The organism is Streptomyces sp. CO7, assembly GCF_053474865.1.
In genome coordinates this window covers 309,884-321,713 of the sequence record NZ_JBRIOU010000008.1, presented here as the reverse complement: position 1 = coordinate 321,713, position 11,830 = coordinate 309,884, and the positions used below count along the sequence as shown (strand labels likewise).

Annotated in this window: 9 protein-coding genes; 4 read left to right on the top strand and 5 right to left on the bottom strand. The window is 74.7% G+C overall.

The genetic code is table 11. The features are described from left to right. From ACOV8S_RS26360 to ACOV8S_RS26350, 3 genes are all read right to left on the bottom strand, one after another. Positions 1 to 954, bottom strand: a 954-nt coding sequence (locus ACOV8S_RS26360; protein ID WP_448320765.1) for a serine/threonine-protein kinase, incomplete at its 3' end; no start/stop codon positions are given. 133 nt (positions 955 to 1,087) lie between these two features. Further along, positions 1,088 to 2,827: a PP2C family protein-serine/threonine phosphatase gene (locus tag ACOV8S_RS26355; RefSeq protein ID WP_448320891.1), complete on the bottom strand. Its 1,740-nt coding sequence runs from the start codon at positions 2,825 to 2,827 to the stop codon at positions 1,088 to 1,090. Positions 2,828 to 3,782: 955 nt separating this feature from the next. Then, positions 3,783 to 4,955, bottom strand: a complete 1,173-nt coding sequence (locus tag ACOV8S_RS26350; protein WP_448320763.1) for a PP2C family protein-serine/threonine phosphatase — start codon at positions 4,953 to 4,955, stop codon at positions 3,783 to 3,785. A gap of 209 nt (positions 4,956 to 5,164) precedes the next feature. On the opposite strand from ACOV8S_RS26350, the gene ACOV8S_RS26345 reads away from it, so the two are divergent. Continuing rightward, entirely contained in the window at positions 5,165 to 5,611 is a 447-nt protein-coding gene (locus tag ACOV8S_RS26345; protein ID WP_448320890.1) for a MarR family transcriptional regulator, read from the top strand. 296 nt (positions 5,612 to 5,907) lie between these two features. On the opposite strand, the gene ACOV8S_RS26340 is transcribed toward ACOV8S_RS26345, so the two are convergent. After that, a complete protein-coding gene (locus ACOV8S_RS26340; protein ID WP_448320762.1) occupies positions 5,908 to 6,348 on the bottom strand; it encodes an ABA4-like family protein in 441 nt (146 codons plus the stop codon). Then, on the bottom strand, positions 6,345 to 7,343 hold the full coding sequence (locus ACOV8S_RS26335) for a hypothetical protein (protein ID WP_448320888.1): 999 nt from the start codon (positions 7,341 to 7,343) through the stop codon (positions 6,345 to 6,347). Before ACOV8S_RS26335 ends, ACOV8S_RS26340 begins: the two co-directional genes overlap by 4 nt. 263 nt (positions 7,344 to 7,606) lie before the next feature. On the opposite strand from ACOV8S_RS26335, the gene ACOV8S_RS26330 reads away from it, so the two are divergent. The 3 genes from ACOV8S_RS26330 to ACOV8S_RS26320 all read left to right on the top strand — a co-directional run bounded on the left by ACOV8S_RS26330 (position 7,607) and on the right by ACOV8S_RS26320 (position 11,468). Then, positions 7,607 to 8,251 carry a MerR family transcriptional regulator gene (locus ACOV8S_RS26330; RefSeq protein ID WP_448320761.1) on the top strand — a complete coding sequence of 215 codons (645 nt, stop codon included), beginning with the start codon at positions 7,607 to 7,609 and terminating at the stop codon, positions 8,249 to 8,251. Positions 8,252 to 8,497: 246 nt separating this feature from the next. Further along, the gene (locus ACOV8S_RS26325; RefSeq protein WP_448320760.1) at positions 8,498 to 9,919 is read left to right on the top strand and encodes an FG-GAP repeat protein; all 1,422 of its coding nucleotides are present in this window, start codon (positions 8,498 to 8,500) and stop codon (positions 9,917 to 9,919) included. 61 nt (positions 9,920 to 9,980) lie between these two features. Next, positions 9,981 to 11,468 (top strand): FG-GAP-like repeat-containing protein, encoded by a 1,488-nt coding sequence (locus tag ACOV8S_RS26320; protein ID WP_448320758.1) that lies wholly within the window; start codon positions 9,981 to 9,983, stop codon positions 11,466 to 11,468. The last annotated feature ends 362 nt before the right edge of the window (positions 11,469 to 11,830 follow it).

Genomic DNA, 11,830 nt, shown 5'->3' with positions numbered 1-11,830 from the left:
CTCCCCGGCCGGTCCCGTCCCCGTCGAGGGCGGCGGGGCGGGGGCGGCGTAACGCCGGTTGACGGCGGTGGTCAGCGGGTCCGGGAGCCAGCCCTCGGGGCGGCGGAGCTGGGTGAGGTCGGAGGCGGCGCCGCACAGGGCGAGGACCTCGGCGAGCGAGGGGCGCGCGCTCCCGTCCTTGGCGAGGCAACGGCGCACGAGTTCGTCCAGTTCGGTGGGGAGCCCGGTGAGGTCGGCCTCCTCGTGCACGATGCGGTACAGCACCGCGTGCGACGGCCCCTCCCCGTGCGCGGCCCGGCCCAGCGCCGCGAAGGCCGCGACCTGGCCGAGGGCGAACACGTCGGACGCCGGCCCCACGGTGCGGCCCGCCGCCTGCTCCGGCGACATGAAGGCGGGCGTGCCCACGGTGACGCCGCTGCCGGTCAGCGCGGTGCTGTCGGCGGCGCGGGCGATGCCGAAGTCGATGACGCGGGGGCCGTCCCCGGCGAGCAGCACGTTGGACGGCTTGAGGTCCCGGTGCACGATGCCGGCGCCGTGCACCACCTGCAGCGCCTCGGCGACCCCGGCGGTGAGCAGCAGCACGGTCGCGACGGGCAGCGGCCCGTGCTCGGCGACGGCGGAGGCGAGCGTCGGTCCCGGCACGTAGGCGGTCGCCAGCCAGGGCCGCGGGCCCTGGGTGTCGCTGTCGATCACCGGGGCGGTGTACAGACCCTGCACCCGTTCGGCGGCCCGTACCTCCTGGGCGAACCGCCGGCGGAACTCGGGGTCCTCGGCGAATTCGGGCCGGATCACCTTGAGCGCCACGGGACGGCCGCCCGGGGTGTGGGAGAGGTACACCTTGCCCATGCCGCCCGCGCCGAGGCGGGCGGTCAGCCGGTAGCCGCCGACCGCTGTCGGGTCGTCCGCCTCCAGCGCCTTGAACATGCCGTCGGCGGATATGCCCGCACCGTTCATCGATCCCCCCGGAACGCCTGTCGCTCAGCAGCGGGGGCAGCCTAACGTGCGGCGGAATCCCGGTCACGGCATCCGCGCGACGGAGGCGGCCCTTCCGGCGGGCGCGGGGCCCCCGCGGACGGGCGGGGCCCCCTCAGGCGGGCGGCGGGACGGCCGGTGCGGCCGCCGCGTCCGCGGGTGCGGCATCCGGGTCCGCGGGCGACGGGAGGTGACACAGCAGCAGGCAGACGTCGTCGTCGCGCTCGGAGTCGTGCAGGAGCGGCTTGAGCAGGGCGTCGGCCGAGGCCTCCAGGTCGTGTTCCAGTTCGGGCGTGGTGAGCGTGCCCAGGGTGCTGCCGAGCCGGGCGATGCCCGGGTCGATGCCCTGTGAGCGGCGTTCGACCAGGCCGTCGGTGTACAGCGCCAGGGTGGAGCCGGCCGGCAGCTCGGCCTGGTGATCCGCGTAGACGTAGGGCACCGGGATGCCCAGCATCACGCCCGGCTTGGCGTGCAGGACCCGCACGCTGCCGTCGGGGTCGCGCACCACGGCGGGCGGATGGCCCGCCGAGGCCCAGGTGACCTCCCGCTCCCCGGGCCGGAAGCGGGCGATCATCGCGGTCGCGTACAGGTCCGGCTGCAGGTGGCGGAGCATGCCGTGCAGGCGGGTGAGGATCCCGGCGGGGCTCTCGTTCTCCACGGCGTAGGCGCGCAGGGCGGTGCGCAGCTGGCCCATGACGACGGCGGCGTGCAGTCCGTGCCCGGTGACGTCGCCTATGACGGTCAGCAGGCTGCCGTCGGGCTGGATGAAGGCGTCGTACCAGTCGCCGCCGATGTTGAGGCCGCTGGTGGCGGGCAGGTAGCGGGCGGCGAGCAGCATCCCGGGCGGGGACGGCAGCTCGGTCAGCTGGGCGCGCTGCAGCGTCTCGGCGGTGTCGCGGTACTGCTCGTGCCGGCCGGCGTTGTCGAGGGCGATGCCGACCCGGCGGGCCAGCTCCACCAGCATCACCGAGGCGTCCGGGTCGAACCGCGGACCCGGGCAGGTGAGGGTGAGGACGCCCAGCGGGTGGCGCGTCCCTAGGGGTATGGCGAGCAGCGGACGGTGCGGGAACAGGGCGGACGGCGGCAGGTCGTCCACCCCGGGCAGCCCGCCGGGGTGCGCGGCGGCGTGCTGGGGGCGGCCGGTGCGGGCCGCGGTCACCGCGGCGGCGGGGTGGTCCCGGATGCCGCGGGGGTGGTCGTCGTCGTTCTCCTCGTCGAAGAGCCAGACGTCCAGGTGCTCGGCGTGCTCGGGCACCAGCAGGTCGGACAGGCGGCGCAGGATGACGTTCCGGCTGAGCGAGGAGGTGATGGCGGCGCTCGCGTCGCCGAGGAAGGTCAGCAGATGCCGGGCCCGCTCTGCCTCGGCCCGGGTGACCCGCTCGGCGTCCAGCAGGTCGCGTTGCGCCGTCGCGGCGGCCTCCAGGTCGGAGTGCAGCGCCACGACGCCGAGGTTGGTCCGCTCGAGCTCCTCGCGGTGCAGGCCGACGAGCTGTTCCTGTTCGTCCAGGAGGCGCAGGACGACCTCGGTGTCCTCGTCGGCGCTCAGCAGGGCCTCGGACAGCGGCAGACCGGCCCGCGGGATGCCGTCGGCGGGCAGTCCGGGCAGCGGGCAGGAGACGGTGCACCCGCCGTCGGGCAGCTGCGGCCGGGGCGTGCCCGAGGGGTGCAGGAACGCCTCCAGCCGGGCGGCCCCGTCCCCCTCGGGGAGGGCGCGGACGCGGAGCCGGAGTTCCCAGCCGCTGCCCTCGTCGAGGCAGCGGCGCAGCCGGGCGGTCAGTTCGGTGACGAAGCGGGCCCGGTCACGCGGCGCTGCCCCCGCGTCGAGGGCGACGCCCGCGGCCGCGGCACGGGCCAGCGCCGCGTCGGCGACGGAGGTGACCGGCCAGGTGTCGGGCCTGGCCGCGACGGGCTTCGCCGGCCTCTTCCGCGGCGGACTGTTCGTCCCCGCTGCCTTGCCGGCGGGCGGCTTCGCGGCCGACGCCTTCCGGGCGGCGGACCGGGCCGCGGACGCCTTCCGGGCGGAGGGCTGCGGAGCCGTCGCCTCCCGGGTGGGGGCCTCGGACACGGCGGCCTTCCGGCCCGAGGACTCCCGCTCCGCCGCCTTGCGGCCCGAGGACCGCGGAGCCGCCGCTCGGCGGGCCGAAGCCGCGGGAGCCGCCGGCTCCCGGGGCGAGGACGCGGATGCCGAGGCCTTCCGGCCCGGGGAACGGGGAGCCGAGGACGGGCCGGCCGGGGACTCCGGTGCCGGTGACGCGGGTTCCGAGGTGTCCCGGCCCGAGGGCTGCGAGGCGGAGGGCTGCGAAGACGAGAACCCCGGAGCCGCCGGCTCCCGGGCCGAGGACGCGGACGCCGAGGCCCTCCGGCCCGAGGAACGGGGAGCCGAGGACTGCGGAACATCGCACTGCGAGACCGGGGACTCAGGACCCGCGTGCTGCGGAGCCGAGGACTCCGGGCCCGCGGACCCGGGCGCCGAGGGCTTCCGGGCGGAGGTCTGCCGGGCCGGGGTCTGCGGTGTCAGGGGAGTCCGGGGCGACGGCAGGCCCGGTGACCCTGCCGTCGGCGGCCCCTTCTGCGGGCGGCCGGCCGTCATACGCGTCCCAGGGCGCGGTGGCCCGGTCGGCAGGGGGTCAGCTCGCGGGCCGCTCGTGCGGGGCTTTCGTGTCCTGCCACCTGCATCGTCTCCCTGCTGCGTACGCCCATGGCCCGACCGGATGGCACACCACCGTCAATTATTGCCACAAGACAACTATCGACGCGAGTACCCGCACCGGGGACAACACCCGATCGTGACCCCCGGAGGGCCCTGAACCTCACCCGGTCTCCTGCCTCCCGTGCCAGTCAAGACACACGATCAGGGCATCGTCGTCCGGCAGACGCTTGCCGCGGTGACCCGTCAGCTCCCGCAGGATCGCCCGCGGCACCTCCGCGGCCGGCAGCAGCCGGCTGGACTGGATCGCCCCGGAGAGCGCCGCGTCCCCGTACGCCTCGCCCTTCGGCGAGGCGACCGCGTGCACCCCGTCACTGACGAAGATGAGGCGGTCTCCGGGAAGCACCTGGAACTCCTGGGCGATGTAGTCCGTCTCCTCGAACATACCCAGGGGCAGCTGTGCGTCGAAGCTCATGTGTTCCACGACACCGTCCCGTAGCCGCAGCACCTGGGGCGAGCCGGCGTCCACCACCCGGGCCCGGCCGGTGGCCAGGTCGAAGTCGAGCATCAGGACGGACAGGTAGCAGCGTCCCTGGTAATGGGAGTAGACGGCGTGGTCGGCGAGGGCGGCCTGGTCGTCGATCTCGATGCCGGCCCGTCGGGCGTTGCGCAGCGCGTTGATGGCCAGGTTGGTCAGCAGCGACGCCTCGATGCCCTCGCCCATGCCGTTGGTCACGTACAGCGTCAGACGGTCGGCGGTGGCCGACCAGTCGAAGTTGTCCCCGAAGATCGCGTATGCGGGCTCCAGCTGCGCGCCCAGCTCGTACTCGCTGCGGGCGCAGGCCCGGCCGGGCAGCAGGTGCCACTGCATCTCGGCGGCCAGGGTCAGCCGGTCCTTGCGGCGCGCCTGCATGAACAGGTCGGTGTCGCGCTCGGCGACGACCACCTCGTGCCCCAGGACCTCGGCGATCTCGGTCAGCTCCTCCTCCCAACGACGGACGGCGTCGTCGTCGGGAAGGGTCACCGTCAGCACGCCGAGGCGGTCGCCGCGCACGCTGACCGGGAGGTGCAGGCGCACGCGCCCGTCGCGCGCGGTCTCGCAGTACGGCTGCTGGGAGCCGAAGGCGCGTCCGGCCGGACTGTTGTGCACCGACAGGGGTTCCAGCGTGTGCGGCAGGACCGACACCGGCTGCAGGACGCTCAGTCCGTAGTCGGCCATGAACAGCTCGACGTCCAGTGCGTCGTACTGAGCCATCAGCACGCCCCGGACGGCGTCGAGCAGCGCGTGCGGCTCGGCTCTTCGAAGAGCGCGTTCAGCGGTCACAAATCTGTGCATAGGGAGATGTTCACCAATCTTTCGCCGGACGGCACATCCGCCCTGACCAGGCGGCAGGGGTGCGGTGGGCCGGAACGAGCCGTGTCGGTCACTGTGCGTCACGGGCAGGGGGTGGGCGCGCCTAGTACGCTGACAGGCACCCCAGTGCCTGCGAGAGTGTGACCGTGACTGCCTTCCGCCGCTGCCCCGAGCCCGACGAGGTCGCACGTGTGACCACGACGGCCGCCGAGCTGCTGGAGGTCGTGTGGGGCCGTGCTTCGACGGCGCCCACCTCCGCTTCCCAGCTCCGCGTGCTGCACATCCTGGAACACCACGACGGCATCAAGCTGCGCACCCTGGCCGAGTCCCTGGCGTCCACGCCGCCCTCCACCAGCCGACTGTGCGACCGGCTGCAGGCAGCCGGTTTCGTCGAGCGGGTGACGAGCCCCGAGGACCGCCGGGAGGTGCGGCTGCATCTCAGCAGCCGCGGCCGGGTCTTCCTCGCCGAGCTGCGGGCCCGGCGGGAGCGGGAGCTGCGCAAGGTGCTGGCGGACATGCCGGCCGCCAAGCGGATCGCACTGCTGGAGGGGCTGGAGGCGTTCTGCGCGACGGCGGAGACGCAGATCCTCGGCGACGAGGCTGCGGACTCGGGCTCCGGCGACAGCCGGACGGCCTGAGGCGGCGCTCCGCGCGTCGGCGCCGCGGTCGTGCTCGACCCTCGGCGATGACGCCCAGCACCCGGAGGCGATCTCCGTACACCGGAGCATTCCAGGTCCTTCCCCGTGCACGTCCGACACGGTTTACTCTGTTGCCTGGCGGCTATCATTGTCAAACGGCAACAATTCGTCTGACAGCCCGTACTTGACCCCTGATACCCCCTATTGGGCCGTTATGACGGGGCCGTTCGGCCCCATCGGAAAAACCCCAGGCCACAGGCCTGGGGTTGGTTGCTCCCGCGCGCCGACCGGGCCGCCTACCGGACGCCCTCCGCCGCCCGCCGCCCCCGCACGGCGGCCCGCAGGCACAGGAAGAGCATCAGTCCGAAGGGGGACAGCAGGACCGTCAGGACCAGCAACGGCCCCATCAGCAGGGGGCGCAGGCCCAGCCGCCTGCCCTCCAGGTACATCCACTGCCCGATCAGCAGGTCCCAGGCGACGACCTGCGCCCACACCGCGCCCGCGCCGTTCGCCGACGCGGTCAGCTCGCGGAAGACGTCGAGGTCCGGACCGCTGACCGCCGCCCAGAGTTCGGGGAGGACAGGGGCAACCAGGCCCAGGTACACCAGGAGCACGGGCACCGCCGTCCACGGCGAGCGGGCGACGCGGACGGTCGGCCCCCAGGCCGGGGCGAGGATCATCAGCGCCCAGACGGGGGCGGCCAGCCAGAAGGACAGCTCGAAGAGAGCGCCGGTCATGACGTGAACCCCTCGCGGGCCGGGCCGTCCGCGGGCGCGGGCGCATCCGACGGGTCCGGGCGTCCGCCGGGGTCCCGACCACCCGTCAGGCCCGTTGCGGCGAACGTGATCCCGTCCTCCACTTCACCCGCCCGCGCGGCCGGCGCGGTCCGCAGCGAGAGCACTCCCCCGACCACCACCGCGGTCAGCACCGCCACGGCCGCCGCCGACATCGCCCCGTCCGGCCGGTGCAGCGGTCGGCCGGCCAGCGCCTGCCACAGCACCAGCAGCACGACCGCCGCGTACGCCCCCGCGGCGAGCCGCACCAGACGCGCGCGGACCCGGTCGTCGGCCAGCCGGGCCAACCGCGGGGCGAGCGCGGCGAGGACCATGACCAGCAGCGGCAGGACCTGCAGCGCGTGCATGCCCACGAAGTGGGGGATCCGCAGGTCACCGCCGGTGGTGGACCAGCCCGTCAGGGGCATCGCCGGACCGCCGTCCGCCACCCCGACGCCGTGCGCGCCGACCACCCCGGTCACGTCGGGCCGTTGCCCCGGCCGGGGCGTGGTCATCAGGAAGCCCACGGCCGCCCCGGCCAGGGCGAGGAGGACCCCCGCCCGCATCGCCCACGCGGACGCGCGGTCGGTGACGTCGGCTCGCAGCAGCAGCACGGCCAGGACGAGGGTGGCCACCCACAGGACCACGATGGTGGCCCCCATGACGCTGAACAGAGCCGCGTCGAGGGGCGTTTCGACGTTGAAGTGACTGCGCCTGCCGCGGACGACCTGCCCGACGATGATCACCATCTCGACGAGGCTCGCCAGGGCGATCACGGTCCCCGCCCACCACCCCACGCGACGACCCCGCGGGAGCTGCGCCAGCATCCAGGCCAGGGACAGGCAGTACGCCGTCAGCGACAGCGAGAACTTGAGCGGCTTGGCCCAGATCGGCGCGCCCACCAGCACGCGGTCGTCGACCACCAGCCCCACGGCGGAGACGGCCGCGGTCACCACCATCACCGCGGAGAACACCGTCAGCGGGCGGTGCCAGGACCGCCAGGACGCCGGGGCCGGACCCGGCGGACGTAAGGACGTCATCACTACCTCCCGTTACGGATAGCGGCACTATCCACTATCCGATGGCTCCACTATCTATGCTGAGGACCGCACCGGCAAGACCTCCCGCCTGCCGGGCGGGAAGTGGCCGAAAGACGCGGGCGGGACGAACGACGAGGGGTGAACCGGGCGTGCGCATCGGCGAGTTGAGCCGAAGGACCGGAGTGCCGGTGCCGACGATCAAGTACTACGTCCGCGAAGGCCTGCTCCCGTCGGGGGAGTTGACCAGTCGTAACCAGGCGGTCTACGGCGAGACGCACGAGCGCCGCCTGCGGCTGATCCGCGCGCTGCTCGACGTGGGCGGGATGAGGGTGGCCGAGATCGCGGAGGTGCTGGCGGCCGTCGACGACCCGCAGCGACCGCTGCACGACGTGCTCGGGACCGTGTCCGGCCACGCCGGCGACCCGGGTCCCCGGCCGGAGGGCGCCGGTGAGGTACCGGAGGCGTCGGAGGACCCCGAGGTCGCGGCCGCGCGCGAAGCGGTGGCGGCCCTCGTCTCCCGGCGCGGCTGGGGATCCGAGGAGTCGCGGCCGGTCTCCGACCTGATCCGGGCCCTGGCCGCCATGGCCCGGCTGGGCCACGCGTCCTTCACCGAGGTGCTGGACGACTACGCCGACGCCGCCGAGCGGGTCGCCCGCGCAGACCTCGGTTACCTGGACCGGCAGCCGGGTGTCGAGAGGCGGGTGGAGACCGCGGTGGTCGGAACGGTCCTCGGCGAGGCGGTCTTCGCGGCGCTGCGGCGCATGGCGCACGCGGAGGCCTCGGAGCGGCTGTACGGCGAGGCGGCGGTACGAGGGCGTCGCCCGTGAGGTCGCGGGCGCGCCCCGGTCGGGGAGGACACCCGCCGTCATGGCCCTGCCCGAGCAGCTGGCGCGCGCGTCCCCGCCATACGCACGAACGGGGCTGGGCCGTCACGGTGCGGGGCGACTGAGTACCGCCCGAGGTCAGGAGCCGGGGGCGCTCGTGCGACCGGTGCGCGGGAGCGCACAACCCTTTGCGCCCCGGGCACGTCGTACGTCACCGAGACACTCGGTACGCCCGACAGGAGCATGACCTTGCGTAGACGCACTTTCGCCGTTGCGGCGGTGGCCGCCCTGGCCGTCGCCGGGCTGGCCGCACCGTCCGCCGGCGCCGCGCCCTCCGGGCTGCGGGACGACTTCAACGGCGACGGGTACCGCGACCTGGCCATCGGCACGCCGAAGGCGGACGGCGGCACGGTCACCGTCGTCTTCGGCTCCTCCTCCGGCGTCGACCCGGCCCGGTCGGTGAACGTCACCCAGGACACCCCCGGGGTGCCCGGGGCCTCGGAGTCGGTGGACCAGTTCGGTGAGAACGTCACCAGCGGCGACGTCAATCACGACGGCTACGCCGACCTGATCGTCGGCTCGCCCTGGGAGCAGGTCACCGGCAAGCCGCGGGGCGCGGTGCACGTCGTCTGGGGCGGCGCGAAGCCGTTCACCTCCGGCGGCCTGATGCTCACCGCGCCGAACGCCACGGCCGACTTCTTCGGCACCGGCGCCGCCTTCGCCGACCTCGACGGGGACGGCACCGACCAGCTGGCCGTGATCGGCGGCAACACCTTCTTCTACTACGCCGACTCGGGCCCCACCCAGGACGGCGCGATCGGCCCGGAGTTCGACTTCCTGCCCGACGGCGTCGTCCTGGACGGCATCACCGCCGGCCACTTCTCCGCCAAGGGCGTCAGTGACTTCGTGCTGAACGGCCGGCTCCAGAAGGACGGCGTGGGCGCCGGCTCCTACGTGGGCCTGCTCCACGGCGGTCCCGGCGACATCGGCTACCACTCCTCCGTGCTGGCGAGCGGCTACGGCCCCGGCGGCGCGTCCTGGGACCGGGCCGTCGCGGCGGGCGACATCAACGGCGACGGGTACGACGACCTGGTCACCGGCTGGACGGACACGCCGGAGGGCGGCTCCGTCACCGTGCGGTACGGCAAGTCGACCGGCCTGTCCGCGGCGGGCACGACGTACACCCAGGCCAGCGCGGGCGTGCCGGGGACGGCGGAGGCCTTCGACTACTTCGGCGAGGCGGTCGCGGTGGGCGACGCGACCGGCGACGGCTACGCGGACCTCGCGATCGGCGCCTCGATGGAGACCGTGGGCACCCACCGCAACGTCGGCAACATCGTGTTCCTCAAGGGCGGCCGGTCCGGCCTCACCACCAGCGGCGCCCAGTCCTTCCACCAGGCCACCTCGGGCGTCCCGGGGGCCGCGGAGGCCGGCGACCACTTCGGCTCCTCCGTGCGGCTGCGCGACATCAACGGCAACGGGCGGGCCGACCTGGCGGTGGGCGCGTACGGCGAGGACGTGGTGTCCGGCGGTTACGACGACGGGGCCGCGTGGGTCCTGCGCGGCACGGCCGAGGGCCTGACGGCCTCGTACGCGACGTCCTTCAGCGCCCTGGCCTTCGACTACCCGACGGTGATCGGCCGCAAGTTCGCCGACGCCTTCGCCCGCTGACCCGCCGACCCACCGAACCGTGGCGACCACCCATCCCCTACACCCGCAGGAGGCGCGAGGCATGCGCGAGTGGCACAGGATCCTTCCCGCGGCGGTGATCTGCGCGACGACCCTGCTGGGCCTGGCCGCGCCCACCGGCGCACAGGCCGCCGAGCGGGCCGTTCCGCGGGGCGACCTCGACGGCGACGGCTACCCGGACCTGGCGGTGGGCGTGCCCTCCGGCCAGGTCGACGGCAAGGCCGCGGCGGGCTACGTGCACGTGCTGTGGGGCGGACCGGACGGCCCCGGCCGGCACGGCTCCGTCCGCGTCAGCCAGGCCTCCCCCGGCGTGCCCGGCACGCCCGAGGCCGGCGACCTGTTCGGCTCCGCGGTGGCCGTCGACGACGTCGACGGGGACGGGACCGCCGACCTGGTGGTGGGCGCCTCCAGCGAGTCGCTGACCAGTGACACGTACGCCGAGCACGGCACCGTCACGGTGCTGCCCGGCGGCGCGGCGGGCTTCCCCGTCGGCTGGACGGTCGCCCGGGGCCCCGACGAGTACGCCCGGATCGGCTCGGTGCTCGCCGTCGGCGACGTGGACGGCGACGGGGCCCCGGACCTGGCGCTCGGCCGCAGGGCCGAGGAGCACGGCGACGCGGTTCTGCGGCCCGGCCCGCTCACCGCCGACTCGCCGGACACCCTGGGCGGCGTGATCGCCCGGGCGACGTTCGGCGGCGTGGTCGCCCTCGCCACCGGCGACTTCGACAAGGACGGCGACGACGACCTCGCCGTCTCGGTCAGTGCGCTGGAGACCCGATCCGTCCAGATCCACCGCTGGCAGGGCGGCGTCCCGGAGCGGGTGTGGAGCACCCCGGCCTCGGCCGCCACGCTCGCCGTCGCGGACTTCGACGCGGACGGCGCGGACGACCTGGCCCTCGGCTACTGCTACCCCAACTACGAGGCGGACGTGCCGGACTGCGCGGACACCTCCACGGGCCGCGCCGAGGTGTTCACCGGTGGACTGGTGAAGGTCGCCTACGGCGCGGCAGGCGGCGGCTTCGGCGCCCGCACGCAGGAGATCCAGCAGGACACCCCGGGCATCCCCGGCACCGCCGAGGCCGAGGACCGTCTCGGCACCGCGCTCGCCGTGGGCGACGCCGACGGCGACGGTCACCCCGACCTCGCGATCGGCGACGCGAACGAGGCGGTCGGCGCGGGCAAGGACGCGGGCATGGTCACCGTCGTGCACGGCGGGCCCACCGGACTGCTCGCGGCCGACGGCACGGCCCGCGCGGTCGGCTTCACCCAGAACGGCGCCGGCGTCCCCGGCACCGCGGAGGCGGGCGACCTGTTCGGCTCCTCGGTCCACCTCGGGGACCACGACGGCGACGGCCGCGCGGACCTCACGACCGGCGCGCCGGGTGAGAACTCCGCCACCGGCGGCGTCTGGCTCCTCCCGGGCTCGGCCCAGGGCCCCACGGCGACGGGCTCCCGGGCGATGAGCCCCGGCAGCCTCGGCCTGCCGGCCTCCCCCACCCCGCGCTACGGACAGGTCCTCGGCCGGGGGTGACCCGCACCGGGGGGAGATCCCCGGCCGGGGCAGGCTTCTGCCGGGGCAGATTCTCGGCCGGCGCACATTCTCGGCCGGGCCAGGTCCTGTGCCGAAGATGTCCAGCACCGGGGCAGGTTCTCGGTCGAGGGTGCCCAGCACCGGGGAAGGCCACCGGCCGGGAGTATCCCGCACCGGGGAAGGCCACCGGCCGGGAGTGTCCCGCACCGGGGCAGGTCCTCGGGCGAAGGTGCGAAGCACCGGACGGGGCAGCCCTCGGCCGAAGGCGCCCAGCACCGGGGCAGGTCCTGGGCCGGGGGTGTCCCGCCCACCGGAGGGGGACCGCCCCTCCGCCGGTGCCGGACAGGACGAAGGCCCAGGTC